Source organism: Aeromonas dhakensis, from assembly GCF_000820305.1.
GTDB classification, from domain to species: Bacteria; Pseudomonadota; Gammaproteobacteria; order Enterobacterales; family Aeromonadaceae; genus Aeromonas; species Aeromonas dhakensis.
In genome coordinates this window covers 43,220-64,818 of the sequence record NZ_CDBH01000018.1, presented here as the reverse complement: position 1 = coordinate 64,818, position 21,599 = coordinate 43,220, and the positions used below count along the sequence as shown (strand labels likewise).

The 21,599-nt window shown below is 57.1% G+C and carries 30 protein-coding genes; 2 read left to right on the top strand and 28 right to left on the bottom strand.

Annotated features, from left to right (window positions below):
- Positions 1-113 precede the first annotated feature (113 nt).
- On the top strand, positions 114-893 hold the full coding sequence (locus BN1143_RS02260) for a COG4705 family protein (protein WP_042049507.1): 780 nt from the start codon (positions 114-116) through the stop codon (positions 891-893).
- A 121-nt stretch (positions 894-1,014) separates the two neighbouring features.
- Positions 1,015-2,229 (top strand): MFS transporter, encoded by a 1,215-nt coding sequence (locus tag BN1143_RS02255; protein ID WP_042049506.1) that lies wholly within the window; start codon positions 1,015-1,017, stop codon positions 2,227-2,229.
- A 130-nt stretch (positions 2,230-2,359) separates the two neighbouring features.
- Here BN1143_RS02255 and BN1143_RS02250 read toward each other — a convergent pair whose 3' ends face one another.
- The 28 genes from BN1143_RS02250 to sctW all read right to left on the bottom strand — a co-directional run bounded on the left by BN1143_RS02250 (position 2,360) and on the right by sctW (position 21,500).
- Positions 2,360-2,992, bottom strand: a complete 633-nt coding sequence (locus BN1143_RS02250) for an HrpE/YscL family type III secretion apparatus protein (protein WP_042049505.1) — start codon at positions 2,990-2,992, stop codon at positions 2,360-2,362.
- The gene (locus BN1143_RS02245; protein ID WP_042049504.1) at positions 2,971-3,597 is read right to left on the bottom strand and encodes a Yop proteins translocation protein K; all 627 of its coding nucleotides are present in this window, start codon (positions 3,595-3,597) and stop codon (positions 2,971-2,973) included. The genes BN1143_RS02250 and BN1143_RS02245 overlap by 22 nt, the downstream gene beginning before the upstream one ends.
- Entirely contained in the window at positions 3,597-4,334 is a 738-nt protein-coding gene (sctJ, locus tag BN1143_RS02240; RefSeq protein ID WP_269430116.1) for a type III secretion system inner membrane ring lipoprotein SctJ, read from the bottom strand. The genes BN1143_RS02245 and sctJ overlap by 1 nt, the downstream gene beginning before the upstream one ends.
- A gap of 6 nt (positions 4,335-4,340) precedes the next feature.
- Positions 4,341-4,679 carry a type III secretion system inner rod subunit SctI gene (gene sctI / locus BN1143_RS02235; protein WP_005347994.1) on the bottom strand — a complete coding sequence of 113 codons (339 nt, stop codon included), beginning with the start codon at positions 4,677-4,679 and terminating at the stop codon, positions 4,341-4,343.
- Positions 4,679-5,233, bottom strand: coding sequence for a YopR family T3SS polymerization control protein (locus BN1143_RS02230; RefSeq protein WP_042049501.1), 555 nt, complete (start codon positions 5,231-5,233; stop codon positions 4,679-4,681). Before BN1143_RS02230 ends, sctI begins: the two co-directional genes overlap by 1 nt.
- The gene (locus BN1143_RS02225; protein ID WP_042049500.1) at positions 5,230-5,583 is read right to left on the bottom strand and encodes a YscG family type III secretion system chaperone; all 354 of its coding nucleotides are present in this window, start codon (positions 5,581-5,583) and stop codon (positions 5,230-5,232) included. The genes BN1143_RS02230 and BN1143_RS02225 overlap by 4 nt, the downstream gene beginning before the upstream one ends.
- Entirely contained in the window at positions 5,583-5,840 is a 258-nt protein-coding gene (gene ascF, locus BN1143_RS02220) for a type III secretion system needle filament protein AscF (protein ID WP_042049499.1), read from the bottom strand. Before ascF ends, BN1143_RS02225 begins: the two co-directional genes overlap by 1 nt.
- Positions 5,833-6,045 (bottom strand): EscE/YscE/SsaE family type III secretion system needle protein co-chaperone, encoded by a 213-nt coding sequence (locus BN1143_RS02215; protein ID WP_042049498.1) that lies wholly within the window; start codon positions 6,043-6,045, stop codon positions 5,833-5,835. The genes ascF and BN1143_RS02215 overlap by 8 nt, the downstream gene beginning before the upstream one ends.
- On the bottom strand, positions 6,008-7,309 hold the full coding sequence (gene sctD / locus BN1143_RS02210) for a type III secretion system inner membrane ring subunit SctD (protein ID WP_042049497.1): 1,302 nt from the start codon (positions 7,307-7,309) through the stop codon (positions 6,008-6,010). The genes BN1143_RS02215 and sctD overlap by 38 nt, the downstream gene beginning before the upstream one ends.
- The gene (gene sctC / locus BN1143_RS02205; RefSeq protein ID WP_197069837.1) at positions 7,306-9,150 is read right to left on the bottom strand and encodes a type III secretion system outer membrane ring subunit SctC; all 1,845 of its coding nucleotides are present in this window, start codon (positions 9,148-9,150) and stop codon (positions 7,306-7,308) included. Before sctC ends, sctD begins: the two co-directional genes overlap by 4 nt.
- Positions 9,123-9,548 carry a YscB family type III secretion system chaperone gene (locus BN1143_RS21675; protein ID WP_082038405.1) on the bottom strand — a complete coding sequence of 142 codons (426 nt, stop codon included), beginning with the start codon at positions 9,546-9,548 and terminating at the stop codon, positions 9,123-9,125. The genes sctC and BN1143_RS21675 overlap by 28 nt, the downstream gene beginning before the upstream one ends.
- A gap of 15 nt (positions 9,549-9,563) precedes the next feature.
- Positions 9,564-10,382, bottom strand: coding sequence for a T3SS regulon anti-activator ExsD domain-containing protein (locus BN1143_RS02195; protein WP_042049496.1), 819 nt, complete (start codon positions 10,380-10,382; stop codon positions 9,564-9,566).
- A 119-nt stretch (positions 10,383-10,501) separates the two neighbouring features.
- Positions 10,502-11,317: a helix-turn-helix transcriptional regulator gene (locus BN1143_RS02190; RefSeq protein WP_005302423.1), complete on the bottom strand. Its 816-nt coding sequence runs from the start codon at positions 11,315-11,317 to the stop codon at positions 10,502-10,504.
- A 347-nt stretch (positions 11,318-11,664) separates the two neighbouring features.
- Entirely contained in the window at positions 11,665-12,066 is a 402-nt protein-coding gene (locus BN1143_RS21670) for a YscW family type III secretion system pilotin (protein WP_021468927.1), read from the bottom strand.
- On the bottom strand, positions 12,063-12,296 hold the full coding sequence (locus BN1143_RS02185) for a T3SS regulon translocated regulator ExsE family protein (protein ID WP_017783016.1): 234 nt from the start codon (positions 12,294-12,296) through the stop codon (positions 12,063-12,065). The genes BN1143_RS21670 and BN1143_RS02185 overlap by 4 nt, the downstream gene beginning before the upstream one ends.
- Positions 12,297-12,298: 2 nt before the next feature.
- Positions 12,299-12,742: a type III secretion system chaperone gene (locus BN1143_RS02180; protein ID WP_042049529.1), complete on the bottom strand. Its 444-nt coding sequence runs from the start codon at positions 12,740-12,742 to the stop codon at positions 12,299-12,301.
- A gap of 134 nt (positions 12,743-12,876) precedes the next feature.
- Positions 12,877-13,767 carry a type III secretion system translocon subunit AopD gene (gene aopD / locus BN1143_RS02175; protein ID WP_017784900.1) on the bottom strand — a complete coding sequence of 297 codons (891 nt, stop codon included), beginning with the start codon at positions 13,765-13,767 and terminating at the stop codon, positions 12,877-12,879.
- A 12-nt stretch (positions 13,768-13,779) separates the two neighbouring features.
- Positions 13,780-14,967, bottom strand: coding sequence for a type III secretion system translocon subunit AopB (gene aopB / locus BN1143_RS02170; protein WP_042049494.1), 1,188 nt, complete (start codon positions 14,965-14,967; stop codon positions 13,780-13,782).
- Positions 14,948-15,451, bottom strand: coding sequence for a SycD/LcrH family type III secretion system chaperone (locus tag BN1143_RS02165; RefSeq protein ID WP_017784902.1), 504 nt, complete (start codon positions 15,449-15,451; stop codon positions 14,948-14,950). The genes aopB and BN1143_RS02165 overlap by 20 nt, the downstream gene beginning before the upstream one ends.
- A gap of 9 nt (positions 15,452-15,460) precedes the next feature.
- Positions 15,461-16,399, bottom strand: a complete 939-nt coding sequence (locus BN1143_RS02160) for a virulence-associated V antigen (RefSeq protein ID WP_005302437.1) — start codon at positions 16,397-16,399, stop codon at positions 15,461-15,463.
- A 9-nt stretch (positions 16,400-16,408) separates the two neighbouring features.
- Entirely contained in the window at positions 16,409-16,693 is a 285-nt protein-coding gene (locus BN1143_RS02155; protein WP_005302440.1) for a hypothetical protein, read from the bottom strand.
- 39 nt (positions 16,694-16,732) lie between these two features.
- Positions 16,733-17,188 carry an LcrR family type III secretion system chaperone gene (locus BN1143_RS02150; RefSeq protein ID WP_042049493.1) on the bottom strand — a complete coding sequence of 152 codons (456 nt, stop codon included), beginning with the start codon at positions 17,186-17,188 and terminating at the stop codon, positions 16,733-16,735.
- Entirely contained in the window at positions 17,185-19,350 is a 2,166-nt protein-coding gene (gene ascV, locus BN1143_RS02145; protein ID WP_269430113.1) for a SctV family type III secretion system export apparatus subunit AscV, read from the bottom strand. Before ascV ends, BN1143_RS02150 begins: the two co-directional genes overlap by 4 nt.
- Positions 19,283-19,627 carry a type III secretion system chaperone AscY gene (ascY, locus tag BN1143_RS02140; RefSeq protein WP_021464323.1) on the bottom strand — a complete coding sequence of 115 codons (345 nt, stop codon included), beginning with the start codon at positions 19,625-19,627 and terminating at the stop codon, positions 19,283-19,285. Before ascY ends, ascV begins: the two co-directional genes overlap by 68 nt.
- 2 nt (positions 19,628-19,629) lie before the next feature.
- Complete coding sequence (gene ascX / locus BN1143_RS02135; RefSeq protein ID WP_021464322.1) at positions 19,630-19,995, bottom strand: type III secretion system protein AscX; 366 nt, start codon at positions 19,993-19,995, stop codon at positions 19,630-19,632.
- Positions 19,992-20,363: a SycN family type III secretion system chaperone Acr2 gene (gene acr2, locus BN1143_RS02130; protein ID WP_042049488.1), complete on the bottom strand. Its 372-nt coding sequence runs from the start codon at positions 20,361-20,363 to the stop codon at positions 19,992-19,994. The genes ascX and acr2 overlap by 4 nt, the downstream gene beginning before the upstream one ends.
- Positions 20,360-20,641 carry a TyeA family type III secretion system gatekeeper subunit gene (locus BN1143_RS02125; RefSeq protein ID WP_017786716.1) on the bottom strand — a complete coding sequence of 94 codons (282 nt, stop codon included), beginning with the start codon at positions 20,639-20,641 and terminating at the stop codon, positions 20,360-20,362. The genes acr2 and BN1143_RS02125 overlap by 4 nt, the downstream gene beginning before the upstream one ends.
- Positions 20,622-21,500, bottom strand: coding sequence for a type III secretion system gatekeeper subunit SctW (gene sctW / locus BN1143_RS02120; protein WP_042049487.1), 879 nt, complete (start codon positions 21,498-21,500; stop codon positions 20,622-20,624). The genes BN1143_RS02125 and sctW overlap by 20 nt, the downstream gene beginning before the upstream one ends.
- Positions 21,501-21,599 lie beyond the last annotated feature (99 nt).

Genomic DNA, 21,599 nt, shown 5'->3' with positions numbered 1-21,599 from the left:
GTTACCACCATTTTTCAGGTCCCTCTCCCGCGCTTAAGTTTTGCTTAAGAGTGCTCGGCGACGCTGTCTCCTGACGAGTCCTCGTCATACGACAGATACGAGAGAGGGTTAACATGCACGACAACAGCAAGGCAGCGATCAGCAAGGTGCCAGAGATCACCCTGGCGTTCTGGGTCATCAAGATCCTGGCGACCACCCTGGGGGAGACAGGGGGAGACGCCGTTTCCATGTCGATGGAGCTCGGTTATCTGGTGAGCACAGGCATCTTTGCCGTGATCTTCTTCGTCTCGGTCAGCGCGCAGATCGCGGCAACCTCCTACAACCCCCTCCTTTACTGGACCACCATCATCGCCACCACCACGGTCGGCACCACCCTGGCAGACTTTGTCGATCGCTCGCTCGGGCTGGGCTATGCCGGCGGCTCCACCCTGCTGCTGGCCTTGCTGATGGGCTCCTTCCTGCTCTGGTATCGGCTGCAGGGCAGCATCTCCACCGGCAGCATCACCACGCCGCGCACCGAGCTGTTCTACTGGGTGACCATCATGTTCTCCCAGACCCTGGGCACCGCACTGGGCGACTGGATCGCTGACGAGGCCGGCTTTGGCTATGCGGGCAGCACCCTGCTGTTTGGCGGCATGCTGGCCGCCATCATTGCCGCCTACTACCTGACCCGGGTATCGCGCACCCTGCTGTTCTGGGCCGCCTTCATCCTGACCAGGCCCCTTGGCGCCGTGGTGGGGGATTTTCTGGACAAGCCGCTCAGCAAGGGCGGGCTTGAACTGAGCCGTTACTCCGCCTCCTTTGCCCTGCTGGCCGCCATCGCCACCCTGGTGCTCATCTCGACCCTGCGCAACCTGCAACCGGTTCGGGCCGAGCTCGACATCGAGCAATGATGCCGTGGCCGCAGGCAACCGTCTGCGGTCACGGTTGCAGACATGATCAGCCAGCCCGGCAGCCTTGTGGCGGCCGGGCTGGCTATGCTCTGGGTGAATCGATGCAAGACAGGAGAACCCCATGACCACGACCAGCCGTCCCCCCGCTCCCCAACCCACCGGCCGGATCCCGGGCGGCGTCTGGGTGCTGGGGTTTGTCAGCCTGCTGATGGACATCTCTTCTGAAATGATCCACAGCCTGCTACCCCTGTTCATGGTGACCGTGCTTGGCAGCAGTGCCCTCACCATCGGCCTCATCGAAGGGATGGCGGAGGCCACGGCCCTGATGGTCAAGGTCTTCTCCGGCACCCTGAGTGACTATCTGGGACGTCGCAAGGGGTTGGCCCTGCTGGGCTATGGGCTGGGAGCCCTGACCAAGCCGCTGTTTGCCATCGCTACCGGCAGCGGACTGATCCTGACCGCCCGCCTGCTGGACAGAGTTGGCAAGGGCATCCGTGGCGCCCCCCGCGATGCGCTGGTGGCCGACCTCACTCCGCCGGAACTGCGCGGCGCTGCCTTCGGCCTGCGCCAATCCCTCGACACGGTCGGCGCCCTGCTGGGGCCGCTGCTGGCAGTGGGGCTGATGCTGCTCTGGCACGATGATTTTCGTGCCATCTTCTGGCTGGCGGTGGTGCCTGGGCTGGCCTCGGTCACCCTGCTCGCCATCGGCCTGCGTGAACCCAAAGCGGCTGGCCACCACGCCCGCAGCAACCCCTTGCGGCGCGACAACCTGCAACGGCTGGGTAAACCCTATCGCTGGGTAGTACTCATCGGCGCCCTGTTTACCCTGGCCCGTTTCAGCGAAGCCTTTCTGGTGCTGCGCGCCCAACAAAGCGGCATGGCGCTCGCCCTGGTACCGCTGGTCATGGTGGCGATGAACCTGGTCTATGCCCTCGGCGCCTATCCGTTCGGGCGCCTCTCGGATCAAATGAGTCACCGTACCCTGCTGGTCTGGGGGTTGCTGGTGCTGGTGGCCGCCGATCTGGTGCTGGCGGCCAGCCCCCACTGGGGGTCATTGCTGTTGGGGGTGATATTGTGGGGCATTCATCTGGGGATGACCCAGGGTCTGCTGGCCGCCATGGTGGCCGCCAGCGCGCCCGCGGAGCTGCGCGGCAGTGCGTTCGGCTTCTTCAATCTGGTCTGCGGCCTCGCCATGTTGCTGGCCAGCCTGCTGGCCGGGCTGCTGTGGGACACTCTGGGCGCCGCCTGCACCTTCTACGCCGGCGCCGCCTGCTGCCTGCTCACCCTGCTGGTGCTCGGCAGATACAAGCAGCCCGACGTCGGCAGCCAGCCATGAGCAGCGCATTCCGCATGCTGCAGACAGCAAAAAGCCCCGGCAACCAGGTTGCCGGGGCTTTTCTCAATACCCAAGAGCCCGCCATCCACTGACGAAACTCACTGCGATGTCGTGATGCTATATATGTGTGCTATGAGCGTGCTTCGCCCCGTTCCAGGGTCAAAGAAATGGCCCGAGACAAAGCCTCCAACTGACCATCCAGACTGGCATCGATAATTCCCACTTCGGTTTCCAAAATACAGCCGCCCTGATCCAGACGAGCATCAGCAGAGATCTCCAGATAACCGATTTCGGGGAAATCCTTGTGTACCTTGGCGATCTGCTCACGCACCGCCGCAACCTGTTCAGGGTTTACCCGAACCGTTACCTGTTTCTGGTTGCTCACCAACGAGAGTGCTTCGCGCACTACCTTGAGAGTCAACGCAACTTGGTCATAGTCATGCAGGATCTTGCGCACGGCCTGCAACACGACCTCGCTCATCTGCTGCTCCACAGTGCGATAGTACCCCTGACACTGCAACTGGGTCTGATGGATCAACACGGCTTGCTCACGACGAGCCTGCTCCATGCCGGCTTGCCAGCCAAGTTCGCGCTGCTGCTCATATACGCTGTGCGCCTCCTGCACTATCTCGGCAGCCTGTGCTCTGGCCGCATCAACCAGGGCCTGTGCACTCAAATAGGACTGATAATCCTGACTACGCAAGATACGCTGACCTGGGGCCAGCTGCAGGTGTTCACTCTTTATTTCAACAAATGGCAGCATTGCGGCGTTACCTGTTTGGCTATTTTGAGACAAAGCGCCCGGGCAAGTGGCACCTGCTCAGTTGCCATATGCCATGTTGGTGCAGGAATCATTGGAGGCAACCGCAACACCAGCCGCTGACACCAGCCGGGCGCAGTGTCTCCCGCTGCCGCCAGCCAGAATTGCAATCCGGTGGCCTCCAGGCAGGCATCATTCAGCTGTTGCGGCAAGGGTTGCTGCCAACCGGCAGGCCAGGGACCGATCAACAAGTCAAGCTGGGACAACAGGGTTCGGTACCCATCTTCCCCCAACCAATTGATGATATGGCGCAAGGTGGAAGCCAGCAGGCAATGACGAATGGACTCACCGTGCAAGACGGCACCGAGGTATGTCAGCAGGCGGATGAGTTCACTCCGAGGAAAGAGAGCCAATCCACCCAGAGGGGAAGGCAGCTCATAGACAGTGTCCAATGCCAGTTCATCCAGCAACGCCTCGTTGACGGCAGGCAGAGTGCGCCACTCCGGCATGGTTTCCTGCACCCAGCACCAAGACTCGGGAAAATGCCCCTCATCAAGATAGGCTGCCGGGCAAAATCGCAATTGATAGGGCGTCAGACCAACCGTCATCAACGACTCCGGCTTCGATGCCACATATATTGGGCCAGGTTGGTGGTCACCACCAGCATCAACAAGAGGGCAATCAACCCCGTCAACCGCCACTTCGATGACTCGCTCACCTCGATGGAGAAAATGCTGGTATTGCGCGATACCAGAGGCATTTGGCGAATATCTGCAGAAGGCACCAGCACAACGCTGATCCTGTCATAAGCCAGCCCTTCGATACTGTTATTGACCAGTTGTTTTATCTGCGGAATATAGGTATCCAGCTGGATGTCTGCCGCATGCTTGATAAAAACGGAAGCCGATGCGGGGGAAGGTTTCTTGCTGATCCCTTCATTCCCCTCGGGCAGAACCACATGCACCCTGGCTACCAGTACACCGTCTATTTCGGACAGGGTATGGGAAATTTCCTGGGCCTTAGCATAGTTGAGGCGTGCCCGCTCCTCAGTCGGGGATGAAATGAGTCCATCTTTGGGAAAGACATCTTGCAAGGTGGAAAAGCTCTCGCGCGGATAGCCTTTACGCTTGAGTGCCTCTATGGCCTGCGCTACATCAGACTCCTCCACCAGCAATTTGACATGGCCATCCTTATCCGGCTGCTTGTCCGAGGAGATCCCCTCGGTACGCAGCAACGCCAGCATCTCATTGCCTTCCTTCTGACTGACCCCGGTATAGAGTTCCACCTTGCAGCCACCGAGCAGCAGTGAGGTGAACACCACCACCATCAACATTGATCTCTTCACACTACCTCACTGGGTCTTTAACAGAGTTTCAACGTTCTGGCTCATCTTGCCGACCGTCTTGGCAATCAGTTCTTCCTGCATGGTGATCCGCATCAATGACCACTGCATCTGCATCAGACTGTTGGGATCATCACCCGGCGTCGATAGCTCGGCGCGCAGGCTCTCCTTGGCTTCTACAAATTGCTGCCTGATCTCCCCCAACTCCCCAAGCAAAGAACCACCAATCCCCTGGGATGGGGAACTCATTGCCTGTTCAAAACTGGCAACTTGGGAAGAGGTCGCATCCGTCGTCTTCAACTCATCCAGGCTGGTTACGACCGCCTGGGCTGACTGGGAAATTTCCATCATGCCTCCAGATCTAGTTTGTGCGAGTGTCGCATCAGGTTGTTCACCATGCCGTTAAGCGGGATCAGCGTCATCAATTCACGGCGGGCCAATTCATCGAGATATATCAGGTCAGTTTGATCTCCGGTGGCAACTTTCTTGAGGTCTGCCATTACGTTTAGGAGTACCTTCTCCCGTCGCGACGGCAACGGGTCAAACTCGCGCATCAGAGCCCGCAACTCCGGCAGATCAATCGCGGCCACGACAGGCAACTGACGACCTGAAAAATGGGCGATCAGCTTGTCTATCACCGGCTGAAACAGCTGACTGCCAACCAATTTTGCCTGCTCCCCTCCTTGCTGATGAATTTGCCATAGCAGATCCCGCTGAACCGCAGGTGACGCCCCCTGCAATAGGGATTCCAGTGCAGAGCCCTGTTCCCAGCGTTCAAACAGTGTTGGTTCATCCGTGCGAGCCAGCAGACGTTCAAACCCGTGCTGCACCAGCGGCTTGGAAAACGTCTCGGACTGCCCCTCCCCATAGCCAGGGGAATTGACGCCGCCTTCAATCTTCATGATGCCATCTGCTCACGCAAGCCAGCCGCAAACTGCTGCAAAGCGGGTTGCCCGCTCTCTTCCAGCCTTGTCAGGCGCACAACCAGCTCATCATGCATATCAAGGCGCCATTCACACAGGGCTAACCAGGGCTCAATATCCGGCGAAGACTGAGTACGCCCCAGTAACAGAGCACCCTGATAGTCCCCTTGATTCATCAGGGAGGACAGGCGGATCAAGGTCACGCATTCAGCCATGGATGTTTCATGATCCAGCCAGTCGGCAATGGAAACCGCCTCCCGATGGCAATGATGCCCTGTGCCCGCCAGAGCCAGTTCTGCCAGAAGCTTCTTGAGTTGAATATTCATCATCAAATCTTCTGCAAAATGCCCTGCATCAGGTCTTTCATGGCCCGAGTCACCGTGGAGTTGATGTTGTAGATGACCGACCATTTGTTGATCTTGTGCTGCAGCTCGGCAAGCAACGCAGGGTTGTCCGGGTTGGTTTTCATCGCCCCAATGGCCTTGTTGACCTCAGTATTGGCCGTATTGGCCTGTTCCGAGAGGTTGGTTGCCACCTGATCGAGGGTGTTACTGTTCTTGTCTGTATAGGTAAAGTAATCAGCCATGGTTGTACTCCTTTATCTTGCCAATGATCTTGAGCCCCGCCTCAATGGCGTCAGCCTCCTGTTGCCACTCTCGATATTGTTGCGGGGTTCCACCGCGCAGCAGTTGCCGTTTCACAGCCCCCAGTGCCTGCACCAGCTGCTCGTGAAGATCGCGAGCAAAGGTGGGATCAACGCCGGACAGTCGCGCTTCCAAATTGGTCATCATGACGCTCGACTCCTTTTAACTTGACGATATATTGTTGTTTTCCCTTGCTGACCACCACGGCATCCGGACGGATGGCCAGCACGCGAACCCCACCAGCCGTCGCACCACCGACGGGATAACGCTGGTTATCAGCCAGGATCACGTAAGGAACGCGGCCAAACGAGACACTGCGTACCTCAAATTCCAACTCATCCTGCCGTGGCGTCCTGGTCTGATTAATCAGCTCCAACACAGGATGAGCACCAAACTCCCGCCGAAATTGCTGTTGTACCAATTGAAACTTGACAAGCTGGGTGCCATCCAACTGCCCGGAAGCTTCAAGCCGCCCTTTCGTTTCACTCACGCGCAGCGCACGGGACAGTCCTTGTTCCTGCAACAATCCATCCAGCCGCTCGCGATAAGTACCTGCGATCTGCACCTGATTTTCAATCCCCATCAGCCCGGGGACCTCCTGTCTGAGCAGGGAATCAAGCTTGTTCCAATTTGGATCCTGCGTATCAATCTCGCCGCTCAACCGCAGCCAGCCAGGCTCCTTGCCATTACGGATCTGCAACTGCTCATAACCCAACTTCTGCAAGATGAAGCCGGCACCCTGGCGAAGATCCTCCATGGTGCGAACATCCAGCCGATAATTGAAACCACTGCCGTCCAAATACTGTTGCAGTGCCAGTCGAGTGCTGTTCTCATCCACATAACCGGACAGCAGCCACAAACCCAGGACATCACTGCTGAGCGTTACCTGCTGATAAGCCGGTGACACAAGAAAACGCTTCAGGGTCTGCTCCTGACGAACAACGTCATTGTCACTGTTTCCCTGCCACCAGCCATGTCCAAGCAGAACCAGCACTGCGATGACCAGCACCAGACACAATCCCCCCATCCAGAGATCGGCGCGCCGGGCACGCTTTGGTGGGCGAAGAACAGTCTGAGCCACCAATAGCGGTTCCAACTGCTCTGGCAGTGATAGACTGCCATCACAAAAACTCCAGAGCAGCGGGCCGGCTTCAAGCCGGGTAGCCGCCTTGAGCAAGGCTCCTACCTCCAGCACGTCTCCGTCCTGGGTAGGGACAACCCCTTCAGCCCACTCCTGCAAAGTGATCCCTTCCGAGGTCACCATCAAGGTCAGGTGAACGGGAGCCATTCCCTCATCCACCAAAACCAGATCGGCTTGCAGCGGATCTGCACCGATGACCAGACGCCCCTCTGGCAGCGTGACTTCGACCCCCTGATTCAACCCGCGGTATATGCGACATTTCCAGCTCATCGCGCTTCCCCGGCTTGCACACACCACTCCAGAGCCGGTGTGCATTTCTGTTCTTTGCTCATTTCGACCAGGCGCCACCCCTGCTCACGACCCATCTGACAACGAGTCAGAGAAGAGCTCCTGCCCCCCTGGCGCAGCAGTTGCTGTACCTCACGGGCTGCGGCCAAGGGTTGACACTGGGCTCCGCCGAGCACCTTGCCAAGGGAGAGACTCTGATTGGAGATCTCATCGACACCCAGCACCCCGGCGCGCAGATCCTGCCCATGCCCCAACGACAGGTAATGAGCGATGCCATCATCGATCAGCCGGGGCTCGATGATGAATAACCTCACCTGACGGCGTGTCTGGCTCTCCTTGCTGCGAAACAGAGCCCCCAGATAGGGGATATCCCCCAGAAAAGGTACCTTGCTCAGGCTCTCGCTCAATTCGTCACGGTAAATCCCACCGATGAGCAGGCTCTGCCCATGTCCAACCCGAGCAATGGTATCCACAACGGTACGACTGATGGTAGGAATACCATCCAGACCCGAACTGTTGGGTTTCTGACTGCCATCCTCAATGTGCAGGCTCAGGCTCACTTCCGGCCTGTCTCCCAATTGGATCACCCTGGGCGTCATCCTCAACATGGTGCCGTAGGTAATTCCTTTCAGCTCTGCTACCCGTTCTCCGCTGATCTTGACGTAATAGGTTTCACTGTGATCGATCACGGCCTGAGTATTTTCCTGGGTCAGCAAGGTCGGCCGAGACACCACCTGGGCATTTCCTTCATTTTCCAGCAGATTGACCCTGGCCAGCAGATAATCGAGTCCTCTGGAGTCCACCAGACTGCCGAGAGCGGCCCCCCCTTCTATCCCTTTGCGGTCCCCCGTGGTCTTGATAATCACCTGTTGGTTGGAACCGGTACGGATCCCCACTCGCCAATCAACCCCCAGCTGGGAGAGATCCTCGGCGTTGATGTCAATGATGGAGAGCGCAACTTCGATACGAGCGGCAGGTTTGTCCAGAGCCGCAATCAGCTTGCCATACATGGCCATCCGCTCCGGCGCATCACGTACCAGCACGGCATTGAGGGAAGGGTCTGCCTGGACAATGGCCTGGCCCGAATGGGTGCCAACCCCTTTTGCGCCTTCGCCATTGACCATCTGTACACCTGCATCGCTGAGCAACCGGGAAAGAATGGTGGCGACACCGGGGGCATCGACATCTTTGTCACGATATTGAATGGCCCGGTCGGTGGCTGACGCGTACTTGAGCGGAAAAATCTCGATGGCAAGTGGTCCAGTCTTTTCGCTGCGCAGTTGGGACTGCTGCTCCAGCGCCATGGCGGTCTGCTCAATAAGTTCGAGGTAACGCGGAGGACCGGAGACATAAACCAGACGATTATCTGCGTCCGGACGCCAGCCAAAACGAGGCTCCCAGATACCTGCACGCAACAGAGCCTGCTTCAGCTCCGCGGCACCGGTCTGTGCCAACTTGATGAGCCGGGACTGGACTTCACTGTTCTTGAACACATACAACACGTTGCCGTCGTAGTACCAGACCAGGTTGTAGAGGGATGCCAGCTGCTGCAAGAATGCCAAGGGTTCCTCATGTTCAAACTGGCCATTCACCTGATCGTTGATCTTGTCGCTCACCACTACGGAAACCTCGTAGTTAGCACCAAAATTGACCAGTACATCCCGCAGACTTTCCCCTTCAGCTACATAGCTGTAAGGCATGGGAAGCCAATCCAATTCTTGCGCCAGAGCGGGGCGAGACCATGCCATCGCTCCCATACAGAACCACAACAGAGGACGAAGCAGGCGTTGCACGCTCAGGGATGCCATATCATCTGTCTCCATTGGGGGGCCATGGCCGCCTCATTCAGTTGGGGCTCCAGTTTTTCCAGCAGGGTAATGTGCTGGCTCAAATGCACTTCCAGCACATGCTCATCCAACCACTCAAGGGTGAGTCGAGCCTCCAACTGCAGATTGCCCAATTCGTCCAGTACCAAAGCCTGGGGTGCATGGCGCGCCCAGGCGACAGCTTGTTGCAGAAGACGCTTCAACAGCGCCGGTTCCAACACTTGGCCTCGCTGCCCGGCGGCACTTGCCAGGGGCGTACTCACCAAGAGTTCATTTGGTCTTGGCAACAGAAAAAGAGGATAACCATCAAGCCGCAGATGGTACTTTCCCTGAACATCGGCAACAAAAGGCCCTTGGCCCAGCTTTTTGGCCAATCGATTGAGTAGAGTTTGCATAGGTCCTCGGGTTATCTAGCGGGCCTGTGGCAGCCAGTAGAAACGATCCTGGGAAAGGGCCAATCCTCTTTCTGCCAGCCACGCATGCAATGGCTCGGCAGCTGTGGACTGAACTGGCAGGGCTTCCAGCAAATGCCAGAATTTTTCCAGCTCCAGCGGGACCGGCATCAATGTCTGTAGCTCGCCCTCTGTTGTGTGCCGTGCATACCACGCAGGCCAAGCCAGATGAAGACGTGTTTCACATTCGGCTTGCAACTGCAGCAGCTCCTGTTCACGCCGAGTCAACTGGGCAAGCTGGGCGTCAATCTTGCTCTCGATACCGGATTGGACATCCACCACCGTCTGCCAGAAAACTGCTTGAGCATTCAATTGACGCCGCATGATCTGCAGTTGCGCCAATTCGGTTGTCCAGCCTGAGTGGAGAGGCTCCTGATGGCAAACCCACCAGCGATGCAGGGGGTAGAGCACCCAGTGCCACAGTAACGGGCGTTCAGCCAGGTTGATAGCATCTCCCAGTTGCTCGACCCAGGAGCCCTCTTCTGCGTTCGCAGCCGAGCGCAGGATCCGTTGCATGTCCTGACGTGACACAGCCATGGCAACCTCCATGCGGCGCTGCAGCCAGACAGATGCAAGCAGACCCTCCAATCGGGTTCTGGGCAACACACGCTGCAGCAGGTTCAGTTGCTGTGCCGTGAGCACACCGGCATCCTGGTAGCAGAGCACGGATTGCTGGCCAACCAGCTGCTCTAGAGAAAGACGCTCTGGCTGGACAACCGTAACCCGACGGCCTGCAAACAAGCCTCGTTTTGGGGAGTGGTGATCTTGCTGACTCATGCTATGCCTTGCTCATCTTGCTGCGGGCAATAATCGAATAGTGTGTTGATATGCGGGCTATTCTATCCATTACTCCCTCTTCCGACTTATAAAAAACGTCAGATTATTTTAGTCCGGCGTTAATCTTTGCCATGTCTGGCGCGGCTTGGCGTACAACCAAACCGGCGCCGATAACTTTGAGTGAAATAGGACTGGCTGGAGAAACCGGCCTCCATCGCAATATCCACTATGCTCATCTCGCTATTGAGCAATAACTGATGAGCATAGAGAATACGGCGCTCGCTGATCCAGGCACGAGGAGAGACACCATAGATAGAGCCGAAAAGCTCCTTGAAGGTGGTCAGTCCCATACCAAACTCTTTGGCAAACTCGCTGAGTTTCCACTCCATCAGGTAGTGCTTTTCCATGAAATGCTGCAAGCGCTCAACCTGTCGATTACTCAGTTGACGCAAGATGGACATCAATTGCGGACCGTGCTCCCCAAATGCCAGCAGAAACAGCAGTTCCTCGGTACGCAATTGGGCAAGGGCTGGTGGATATTCGTGTTCAGTCAGGCCATGCAACCCTTGGATGCATTGAGCCAGCAACGGTGAGGTGCCGAATGGCAATAAACTAGGTGCAATCGTGTCTATTCTGGGCACGTCACTCAACAGTGCACCAAAACGTTGCAAAAAACCTTGCAGAAAAGTATTTGAGAGGGGTAACCAAAGCAGGTGACAAGGCGCTTCACCGGTACAGACCGCATAATTGCCACGGCGCACGAACATCAACTCGTTAGCGGATAACTCGTAAGTATCGGTGCAGTCCTGCCAGGTCATAGTTCCATCCAAGAGGATATATATTCCCTCCTGCGAATGCTCAATGACACTAAAAGCAGACATGCACCACTGGAGCTGGGCTATATCGCCCTTCTCTGTGGTTGTAATGCCTTTCATATTGTCGTTTTCCTGAATCTGCGCGTGGTGCCTGTGACTCCTCAGCAAAGACAGGATTTCTGCCGGGCGTCTTATTATTGGCGTTTTATTTATTCTGTATTGAATTAACTGATTCCAATATAGGCAATTAATTAATCACCTTTGAAATGAGGGGGAGCATCCTACAACAGCTATGCGCAAGAAAACCAGTCATAAATTAGAGCCAATACACTATTGATGTATCATTTTGATGACTAAACTAAAGCTGTCGTTATATGAGGATGATAGTTTGTTACAAAAATAAACTTTTCCAATAAGACAGATTGTTGATAAACAATTGATTTTAGCGTCGTTTGTTAGTTCAGCATTTATTGACATTGTGGATAACAAGATCTTGGCCGCAATTCGAAATGATATGTATCCGGATTAAATTCCTTAAAAACTTTTTGTTGATACGCTGCTTGCACAACTGAACTGTCAAGGAAACGCAATCTGGCTCGCAGATATATATTGCCTTCTGCCATTTGCAGCGGTGTCAGACGTAGCTCGAATGTCAGTGGCAACATGGTTACTTCGTATTCCGTTGCAGCCACCACCAGAGGACGACCGTCGATAACGCTCAGCGCAGTGACCTCCACTCGGGCAGGCCGAGGGAGTGTTCCAGCCAGATGAACCTCTCCCTTCAATTGCCTCAACGCTGGCTTGACCATCGGCGTCGTGACGCAGCCTGTCAGCAGGCCCAACATCATCAACACCAGCCATTTTTTCATACGACCCTGATCCTCCGCTCCGACAGTGGCAAATGTTCTCCCTGCTGCAAGCGTTGCAACGCCACCTCATGAGTTTGATCAAGGTGGATGGAAGCACGCAATTGTACCGCCAACGGTTGAGGATCACTGCCAATCGAAACTATATGCATCTCCCGCCCGGCAAAGTTGCCATCTTGAGATCGTGCGGCACCTTGCGACAGGGCCGTCACTTGCTGCTCTTGTATCTTCATGGTTATACCCGAACACCCTGCATCTCATCATGATTCGTCTCAACGTGATGTGATGACCTCAGCAGCTCCTGCCAGAACTCGGCATGTTCAAGCATGCTGGCAAGGCTTGTTTCAAGAGAGGCCAACGTCAGCTGGCTGGCTGGCATCTGACGATAGAGCTGTACCATCAGTGACGATTCGTCAAAACCGAAGTGCAAATTGAATTGATACCAATGACGGTTGAAACTAGCCAACTGGCGGAATATACCCTCACCAACCTGATGCAGCTCGGCTACGTTGGCCTGCAAGACCAGCTGATCTCGCTCTGAAACCAGGATCAAGGCTAGTTGCAAGTGATCATCAAAACACAATGCCGCAACACCTTCCTGGTTCAAAACCAGAGATGGCAGGCCGTACTTGGTAGCAAACTCAGCAAGCAGCTGATTGATGATGAGGGGTAGATCCATGATGTCCTCCAGCAGAGAGGAGAGGATGGTAGCCTGCCATTCCACCTCAGGCTGTCACTCAAGGTCGGCTCTTTTATGAAAAATGGCCGGAAAACAAAAAGGCGCCCGAATGGGCGCCCCGACGATCATGGTGTTTATGCAACACCAAAGGCCGCTTTCCAAGCCTGGTTCTGGCTCTGAGCATACTGCTGCATCAGTTGCAGCACGTCTTTCATGAAGTTGACATTGAAGGACATGTTGTCCTCAATCTTCTGCTTCTCGGCCTGACTGATAGTCGCTTTGACCTCGTCTTCCTTGGCCTCTGCCTGGCTCGTCCCCTGCGATACCTGCACTGCAGAATTACTCATTTGTCCCACTGACTGGGTCACGGTGCCGGCAAGTTGTTGACGGCTATTGTTGGCATCAAACTTCTTGTTCAACGTCAGCAGGGCTGCCTTGTCGTTCTTGATCCTTGCAGTCAGATCCTGGCCAGCATCCCCCATCTCAAGACCCGCCGTCTTCTTGATATCCCCGATCTGCTTCAGCTCCTGCTGTCGCCCGGCAATATTGGCATTCAGCGCCTTGTCCTGTTTGATCGTCTTGGCCGATTTGGCCATGGAGAAGCCTCCCATGACCGCCGATGCAACAGCCATCACACCGGAGACCACGGCAGTGGCAATCATCAACATGGCGCCATGGCGCATCTCATCGACTTGCGCCTGCTGATGACCGATAACCAGCTTGTTCTCGGTATCCCGCTGTACCAGTCCCATTTCACGGGCCTGACGTGCCAGCTTGAAGAGCAGCGACATCATGTCCATCACGCTTTCAAGCTGTTCCGTCATCTGGGTAACGCCCTTGGTATCAAAGGGAACGGAGGGACGCGGAAGCACTGGCAGGCTCTTGTTCTCTGCCGCTCGCTGACCGCCCGAGCCAGCAGCCTCATGGATCGTTTCCGGGTGACGAACCTGTTGGCTCTCGCCGGTGCGCATTTCGGGTAACAGGCTGGTATGGTTTACGCCATTGGCATAATCACTGTTAATCATGAGCAATACTCCTTAGATAGCGGCCGGCCTGCGGGCCAGGTTGTTCATCATGTCACCCTTGGCGTTGAGCATCTGAAAGATCATCTCCATGGTCTGCTGAAACGCCTCGATCATCTGGGCAATCGCCTCTTTGAGTTTGTCGATCACCCCTTGCAGCGCCGTCATCTCTTGGCGGTTCTCCAGTAGATCCGCTTGCTTGAGCAACAGCTTGGCCTGGTTTGCACTATCAACGGTCTTGGTCACACCATTGCCCACATCGACGATGATATCCGCTGTTTGGGTACCTATCTTGGCCATTTTCGCCGTGGTACTCGCGGCATTCCCTGCTACTTTGGCCGAGATGTCGGCGGCCTTCATATAAACCTTGGCGGAGTTCTGGATAAGCTTGAGGCCCATTTCACTCGCCCCCTTGCCCGCCATCTTGAAGCCCATTTTTACCCCCAGCTTGGCAAGTCCCTTGACCGCTCCCGCGCCAAACGTCACCACCGCCGAGGCAACTGCGAGGATAATTTCCACCGCCATAAGCACAGGTCCCAGCTTCTCCATCACCTCCTTGGAGATAAGACCATCCTCAGCTGCCTGCTGTACCGCCATATTGACGACACCGACCGCACCAGCGGCAATCATCAGTGCACCTGCTGCGGCCCCGACACCGGTCGCCACCATGATGGCCCCGATGATCATGGACGCGATGGCACTGATCCAGCCAAAGATCTTGCTGGCCAGACCTGATTTTTTGGCCTTCTGGGCACTCTCTTCAGCCTCTTTGATCTTCTCCTGGTTCTCGGCGATCTTCTTCTCGTTCTGGGTGCGGGCCCGATCGAGATCGGCGAGTTTGAGCCTGTTCTGGGTCTTCTCCAGATCACTGGTCAACTTGCCCAGCTCAATTTCAAAGGCTTCCGGCGAGGTAAAGGCGGCCGAAACCAATGCGTTGGTGTGCGGCAGGAGCAGGGTGGCATTCTGCTTGACCTGTGTCAGCAATCTGCTGACGTCAGTCAATTGCTGAGAAGCGGGTTGACCATTGCTCACTGCCAGGGGGGCGTTCAAAGAAACACCCGGCTTGCGGACCTGCCCACTGGCTGAGGCCGTCGCGGCATCGAGCCGCGTTTCACTGTGAGGCTGAGCAACGGGCTTCAGACCCGTTACGTCACCTGTGTTTCCCAGCGAGGAAACGCTTCTTTCATTGCTGATCGGGTTCATCTTGCTGATCCCTTCTGATTGCGATGGCTTCCAACATGACCTTGGCGCTTGCCGCCAGATCGGCCTGCGACGGATCCGCGTCCGCCAGCAGGTGGGCCGAGTAGAAGCCACTCTCGGCCCCGTTCAAATCACCTTGTTGCAACCGGCACTCGGCGGCATGAAACGGGAAACGGGGATCGTTCAGATCGAGCATGGCGCCAAAGCTGTAGCTCTCGACCGCCGTCTCGAACTCTCCCATCGCCTGCCGGCAAGCACCGAGCCCGAGGAAATAGCGCGGCTCGTAGTGATCCAGCATGCAGAGGGCCTGAAAAATCTTGTGGGCATCCTCCCACTTGCCTGCCTGATACTGACCAAAGGCCAACGCATAAAGCTGCTCCAGGGTGTCACCTGAGATATCCTGCAGCATGGCCAGGGTGCCACCATCGGCCATAAAGGCTTCCAGCTTTGCTTCATATTCCGGAGTCTGGGTGGTATCGGTCTGCATGTTCTCTCCTCAAATGGCGCCAAGAATGTCGCGCATGATGCTGTCGTATTTCTGGATAAAGCGGTTGAGTGCCTCGATGGCGGCGTTGTAGCGCGAGCTGACGTCGTTGAGGCGGGTGGTTTTTTCACTGACCTGATCGTTGAGCGGCCGCGAGCGGTCACTCACGCTGGTGGAGAAGTTGCCAAGCTTGTTGTTGTCCTTGTTATAGGCATACTCGGCCTCTATACCACTCATGGCTCCGCTCTGCTTCTTGTCGCTTTCAAGAAATGCCTTCACCGTCACCTTGCCGGCACTATCTTGCATTTGCGCAAGCAACTTGAACTCAGCCCCCAGTTTGAATTGAGCCTCCGAGCCATAGCCATAGAGCTTGTAATCCATCAGGTTGAAGTCGGTCTTGAAGGTCTGGTCAGATTTTGCAGAGAGCGCCTTGTTGATCTCCGACTGGATCACCCCATAAATCTTCAGCTCGGCGGTCATCCCCTTGAGCTCGTCACTGAGCACCTTGCGCTTGTTGTCCTGAAACGCCATCACTCCGGTAAAGGTGGTGATGATGTCGTCATCCAGACGATCCATGGTCAACGCGCTGAGAGATAGCAGCATGAATTCAGATACGCTCCACTGTGTCTTCGGCGGAGTCTGATTCTTCCCCCGCTCGATCATGCCTTTGATGGCATCAATTGCCGCCTCTTGGCCTGCCTGGAACTGGCCTGTGGCCCAGCCCCCATGAATGGCGTCAGGGTTGGTCAGATAGGCGGCCAACAACTTCTCAAGCTGTGCCTTGGTCAGCAGTGTCGGTTGGTCGGCGCTGAGGGTGATCTTGCCGTCGAGCAAGGCGAGCAACTCGGCCAGTTTGGGATTTTTATTGCCAGGCAACTGGTCGAGCGATTGCCCGTCGAGCCAGCCGACGAACCCGCCGGGGTTGGTGTTGTAATCAGGGATAGTGCTCATCACGACTCCTTAAATCATCAGTCCGCGCATCATGGTAGGGCGACGGCTCTTGCGGGACTCTCCCGGCTGGGATGGAGATAACGCCTGCCGGCGCTGGATCTCCGCCAGCATCTCCTGTTCGGCCACAGCCACCTGTTCGGTCGGTGCATCGAACAGCAGTTGACAGGTCTGTTCTGACAGATCCAGTCCGGCCAGCATCTCCTGCAACAGGGCATGGCGGTGATCATTGTCTGCAATGGCCTGCTCCGCCTGGGCGACGGTTTCGCTATGGTGGGCATAACGCGGTTGTTTCATCTTGGCTCCTATTCTATGAGGCCCTTTTGGGCATGCCTGTCACGCAAGGCCGCCCTTTTGTCGTTTTCGCATATCTCGCAATGAACAGACGCGCTCGGCCGCCAACATGAACCAGCCCGGCTCGGGTTCGCTGGCGCCGGTCCAGCGCGAGTAGAAGCGGCTGAGCCGTTCGCCGCTCAAGGAGCTGCCGCGAAAGACATCGACGTTGCCGTAGAGAAAATGGCCCGGTCCGAGCACTGCCAGAGTGGCTTCAGCCAGCAGATAGAGGGCGGCGAAGGGGTTGGCCAGCCCGGGCCGCTCACCGTGGCGGCGTACCAACAGTATCCACACCCGCCGGGTTGCGGGATCGACCCGCCAGGCGAGATAGACACTGCGGTACCAAAAACCGTGACCAAGCTGGACTGGGGTATTGCCGAGATAGTAGGGCGCCACCTCTAGCCCCCTGGCATGCAACCAGGGTGTCAGGGGCTCGCAGGTCGGCCGCTCGACACTCACAGGCAGACCCTTCCTAGCGGCTGAATATTGATCTGCTGGGTCAACTCCTGATAGGAGAGCACCGGCAGGGCATTATAATCCCCCTCAATGAGCTTGCGCACATAGCGGCGGATATCCATGGAGACGATGAGCACTGGCTTGTTCTGCATCTGCGTCAAATCTCCCACCGTATGGCGAACCTGATCGAGAAAGCCTTGAGTAATGGTGGGATCGAGCGCCAGATAACTACCGGCACTGGTCTGGCGAATGCCACCGCGTATCTGCTCTTCCACCTGCTGATCGAGCAGATACGCAGGCAGTATGTTGTTGCCGTTGGCGTACTTGTAGCAGATGTAGCGCTTGAGACTGCTGCGGATGTACTCGGTGAGCTGCACCACATCCTTCTCCTTCTGACCCCACTCCACCATGGCTTCCAGGATGGCTCGCATGTTGCGGATGGAGATGTCCTCCCCCACCAGCCGCTGCAGGATTTCGGTCATGCGCTGCAACGGAATGATCCGCTGAGCCTCCTTCACCAGCTCCCCATAGCTGCCCTCCATCTGCTCCAGCAGATAGCGGGTCTCCTGAATGCCGATGAAGTCCTCGGCATACTCGCGCAATACATGGGAAAGATGCCAGGTCACCACCTGATCGGGGGTCAACGAAGCCAGCCTGGTCTTCTCAAGCCGCTCCTCGTGCTCCCTTGCCACCCACAGGGTCGGTTGTCCGGGCAGCAGAGGTGCCCCCTCTTCATAGGGAACCCCCAACAGATCGAGCTGGGAAGCACTCTCCTGCACCAGCAGATGACCCGGTCGCAACAGACCACGAGCCACCGGGACCTCTTGCAACTGGATCAGGTACTCACCCTGCCCCATGCCTTCATTGAAACGCAGATGAATACCCGGAAAGGGCACCCCGAGGTCGAGATACAGCGCCCGCCGCACCCGTACCAGCTCATCGTTGAGCGCGATGGCTTCCAGCTCGGCCTGCAGGGCGGCATCCACATCGATCAGAAGGGGCACCGTCATGGCGAACTCCTCCTTTTCAGCAAGCTTGCCGCGAGGTTTGCTGCCGGCCTTGGGCTTGCTACGGGCAGCGGGCGCCCCGGCCCCCTGCGCCAACACAGCAGGGAGATCCTGGCTGTTGTTGCTCAGCGCCTTGTGCTGGCGCACGCCGATAAAGTAGCCGCCTGCCGTGACCACAGCGGCCAAAGTAAAGAAGGTGATCATGGGGAAACCCGGGATCAACCCGAACAACACCAGCAGTACGCCGCCAATCAGCATAGCCTTGGGCTGGGCCACCACCTGGGCGCCGATATCGGAACCAAGATCGGCGGACTCTTCGGAAGAGACCCTGGTGACGATAATGCCCGCCGTAATGGCGATCAGCAGGGCCGGCACCTGAGACACCATGCCATCCCCCACCGTCAGAATGGAGTAGAGTTGCAGAGCCTCGGCTGCCGCCAGCCCCTTCTGGGTGACCCCTATGGTGACCCCGCCGAGGATGTTGACGAAGATGATGATGAGGCCCGCGATGGCGTCCCCTTTCACGAACTTCATGGCACCATCCATGGAGCCGAACATCTGGCTCTCCTTCTCGATGATGCTGCGCCGCTCCCGTGCTTCATGGACATCGATTACGCCAGCACGCATGTCGCCATCGATACTCATCTGCTTGCCAGGCATGGCATCCAGAGAGAAACGGGCACTGACTTCCGCCACCCGCTCCGACCCCTTGGTGATCACCAGAAACTGGACGATGGTGATGATGAGGAAGATGACGATCCCCACCACCAGATTGCCCCCCACCACGAAGTTGCCGAAGGTGTAGACGATCTGCCCCGCATCAGCCTGCAGCAGGATCATCCGGGTGGTGCTCACCGACAGGGCAAGCCGGAACAGGGTGGTGATCAGCAGCACCGCGGGAAAGGCGGAAAACTGCAGCGGCGAATTGATATAAACCGCCATCATCAACAGCACCACCGAGATGGTCATGTTGATGGCAATCAGAATATCGAGGGCCACCGGCGGCAGCGGCAAGACCATCATGAAGACGATGGCCAGCAGCAGCACCGCCAGCATGATGTCCTTGCGCTCGCCTATCCGGCGCAGCAGCTCAAGGGAGCGTTGATTCATTCTGCTCTTCCAGTTCGAGATAGTGTTGATAGGCGAAGCGGGCTTCATCCAGTCTTCCTGCCAACTGGCAGGCACGGCTGCGACAGAGCCACAAGGCCCCATCCGCCTCACCTTCAGCCACCAGCTGTTCCACGTGCGCCAGCGCCTCCTCGCCACGGCCCAGCTTGAGCAGTGACACCAGCAGCATGCGTCGTCCGGCCTGATGCGCCGGGTAGAGCTGCAACAGGGCGGCCAGCAGTGTGGTCGCACGATCGGCGTGGCCGTACTGCAGATGCAGCCAACCAGTGAGCAGCAACAGATCCTGCTGCTGTGACGAAAGAATCATGGTCATACCTTGTGCAACAGATGGAGGGTCATCTGCATCAATTGTTCATCCTCGTGCATCCGCTCGAGCAGTAATCCGGCCGCCTTTAGCTCGGCCGTCTGCCCCTCCATCAGCACGGCTCGTAGCCCCTGCATCGCCAGGCTGAAATCCCGCGGTCGCCGCAAGTCGTGAAAGCCACGGTCTGGCGCAGCGAAGTCCAGCAGCGCCCGCTCGGCCAGACGCTCGGGATAAAGCCTGGTGATATGGGGTTCGATGGATTGGCCATCCGGCAACAGGGCATAACGCCCCGGCAGGCTCTGATCCTGCTCGTCGAGCCGGATGGCACTCAGTTGCTCGATACCGATATGGGCCGCAGTAATACGACTCATGACACCAGGGCCTCACGCTGCAACTGGGTCAGGGTGTGCAGCGCCTGGTGCAGAAGAGGAAGGGTGACGTTTCGCTCATCCAGTGTGACGAACAGGATCAACTGATCCTCTTCCAGCCAGCCGCAACGTACCGGCAGGGCGGGAGCCTGAGCTGCGGCGGTGAGGCTCATGGCACGGCGGATGGCCTCACCACTCTGGTGCCATGGCACTCGGCGAGCCAGCCAGAGGGTCAGCTGCCCCTGATGACGTTCCAGTTGCAGGGTGCCGCTCTGCTCCAGTTCAAGCTGGATCAGGGAATGGGGGTTATCCCCGATGGTAATACCCAGATCCTGGCAAAATTGCACCAGCTGAGGTTCAATCCAGTTCATGACGGGTCTCCAGACAGCTCATCCTCTTCGCGCTCGATGGCGTTATCGAGCGCCCCCTGACAACATTGCAACAGGTTCTGACGCTGCTCTTCTTCACTGAAGAGCTCCACCGGCAGCAACCGGACCAATCGCTTGAGCTCCTGGTAGAGCAACACCTGCGTCTGGACCTCATCCAGTTCAAGCGCCGCCCCGACCTGCTCCACATCACGGACGGTTGCCCAGCGTTTTTCCACCAGTGCAATCAGATCGCCCATCAGATCAGAAGGCCCGTATGCCATGGGCCGTTCCCTCCTTCACTCGTTGCCACAGCTCATCTACCTGGGCCGACAAGGTATTGAGCAGCCGCAGTTTGTGCATGTCGCTCATCACCCGCTCCAGCTTGACCGGATCGAGCCAACGTTGCTGGCTATCCAGATCGGCGCTGAGGGCCTTCATCATGAAGCCGGTTACCTTTTCCAATGCACCGTTGCCAAAGCGGCTGTGAATATCACGCCAGGCCACCGAGAGTGCGCGATAGTCTTGTACCGCATCACGGTAGAGATCACGCAAGTCCTGCTCACTGCCGACTCCTTGTCTGGCTGCATCGGCCGCCGGCCCTGTGATACGGGCACCCAGCACGATAGCGGCACCTTGCTCCTCAGCCAGCTTGGCCAGCGCCTGCTCGATAAGATTGAGGGTTCCCTGCATCTCGGGCCGCCCGGCCAGCGCCTTGCGGGCCTGACAGAGCGCCTCAAACTGTTCACTGACTTCGCCGGAATAGCTTTCCAGATAAGCCAGCAGCTGAGAGAGATTGGCCAGCCTGCCGCTGCCAAGATGGCTGACCATCTCCTTGATCTTCTGCTGGCGCTCGAGCTCGGGCACCTTGTCCAGATAGTCGCCCACCAGTGCCTCGATCTCGCTGATACGGGCATGGCTGTCACTCAGCTTGCGCTTGGCGAGCGAGATCTCTGAACGTTCGGAGAAGACAAAGGTGAGCTCTTCCGCGGCATCTGCCAGGGATTGAGACGCAGAAGCCAGCACGACCCGCTCGCCCTGAAACAACCCTCCCGGCAGAGGAAGTTGTTGCCGAGAAGCCTCCTCCCCGCGTCCTTCATGTTGGGTAGCGGTAACGTAGGGGTTGCTCTGGATAATGGCCATGGAAACTCCCGTGATGAATGGTTTGATGAGGGTGGCATTATAAAAACCGCCTCATTGCACCTATGCCAAAATCAGCCGTGAATTTTTAGGCCTGCCCCA

Coding starts and splice junctions, on each gene's coding strand:
- BN1143_RS02260 (WP_042049507.1), top strand. CDS start 114: ATGCACGACAACAGCAAGGCAGCGATCAGCAAGGTGCCAGAGATCACC.
- BN1143_RS02255 (WP_042049506.1), top strand. CDS start 1,015: ATGACCACGACCAGCCGTCCCCCCGCTCCCCAACCCACCGGCCGGATC.
- BN1143_RS02250 (WP_042049505.1), bottom strand. CDS start 2,992: ATGCTGCCATTTGTTGAAATAAAGAGTGAACACCTGCAGCTGGCCCCA.
- BN1143_RS02245 (WP_042049504.1), bottom strand. CDS start 3,597: ATGACGGTTGGTCTGACGCCCTATCAATTGCGATTTTGCCCGGCAGCC.
- sctI (WP_005347994.1), bottom strand. CDS start 4,679: ATGGAAATTTCCCAGTCAGCCCAGGCGGTCGTAACCAGCCTGGATGAG.
- BN1143_RS02230 (WP_042049501.1), bottom strand. CDS start 5,233: ATGAAGATTGAAGGCGGCGTCAATTCCCCTGGCTATGGGGAGGGGCAG.
- BN1143_RS02225 (WP_042049500.1), bottom strand. CDS start 5,583: ATGATGAATATTCAACTCAAGAAGCTTCTGGCAGAACTGGCTCTGGCG.
- ascF (WP_042049499.1), bottom strand. CDS start 5,840: ATGGCTGATTACTTTACCTATACAGACAAGAACAGTAACACCCTCGAT.
- BN1143_RS02215 (WP_042049498.1), bottom strand. CDS start 6,045: ATGATGACCAATTTGGAAGCGCGACTGTCCGGCGTTGATCCCACCTTT.
- sctD (WP_042049497.1), bottom strand. CDS start 7,309: ATGAGCTGGAAATGTCGCATATACCGCGGGTTGAATCAGGGGGTCGAA.
- sctC (WP_197069837.1), bottom strand. CDS start 9,150: ATGGAGACAGATGATATGGCATCCCTGAGCGTGCAACGCCTGCTTCGT.
- BN1143_RS21675 (WP_082038405.1), bottom strand. CDS start 9,548: ATGCAAACTCTACTCAATCGATTGGCCAAAAAGCTGGGCCAAGGGCCT.
- BN1143_RS02195 (WP_042049496.1), bottom strand. CDS start 10,382: ATGAGTCAGCAAGATCACCACTCCCCAAAACGAGGCTTGTTTGCAGGC.
- BN1143_RS02190 (WP_005302423.1), bottom strand. CDS start 11,317: ATGAAAGGCATTACAACCACAGAGAAGGGCGATATAGCCCAGCTCCAG.
- BN1143_RS21670 (WP_021468927.1), bottom strand. CDS start 12,066: ATGAAAAAATGGCTGGTGTTGATGATGTTGGGCCTGCTGACAGGCTGC.
- BN1143_RS02185 (WP_017783016.1), bottom strand. CDS start 12,296: ATGAAGATACAAGAGCAGCAAGTGACGGCCCTGTCGCAAGGTGCCGCA.
- BN1143_RS02180 (WP_042049529.1), bottom strand. CDS start 12,742: ATGGATCTACCCCTCATCATCAATCAGCTGCTTGCTGAGTTTGCTACC.
- aopD (WP_017784900.1), bottom strand. CDS start 13,767: ATGATTAACAGTGATTATGCCAATGGCGTAAACCATACCAGCCTGTTA.
- aopB (WP_042049494.1), bottom strand. CDS start 14,967: ATGAACCCGATCAGCAATGAAAGAAGCGTTTCCTCGCTGGGAAACACA.
- BN1143_RS02165 (WP_017784902.1), bottom strand. CDS start 15,451: ATGCAGACCGATACCACCCAGACTCCGGAATATGAAGCAAAGCTGGAA.
- BN1143_RS02160 (WP_005302437.1), bottom strand. CDS start 16,399: ATGAGCACTATCCCTGATTACAACACCAACCCCGGCGGGTTCGTCGGC.
- BN1143_RS02155 (WP_005302440.1), bottom strand. CDS start 16,693: ATGAAACAACCGCGTTATGCCCACCATAGCGAAACCGTCGCCCAGGCG.
- ascV (WP_269430113.1), bottom strand. CDS start 19,350: ATGAAGCCCGCTTCGCCTATCAACACTATCTCGAACTGGAAGAGCAGA.
- ascY (WP_021464323.1), bottom strand. CDS start 19,627: ATGATTCTTTCGTCACAGCAGCAGGATCTGTTGCTGCTCACTGGTTGG.
- ascX (WP_021464322.1), bottom strand. CDS start 19,995: ATGAGTCGTATTACTGCGGCCCATATCGGTATCGAGCAACTGAGTGCC.
- acr2 (WP_042049488.1), bottom strand. CDS start 20,363: ATGAACTGGATTGAACCTCAGCTGGTGCAATTTTGCCAGGATCTGGGT.
- BN1143_RS02125 (WP_017786716.1), bottom strand. CDS start 20,641: ATGGCATACGGGCCTTCTGATCTGATGGGCGATCTGATTGCACTGGTG.
- sctW (WP_042049487.1), bottom strand. CDS start 21,500: ATGGCCATTATCCAGAGCAACCCCTACGTTACCGCTACCCAACATGAA.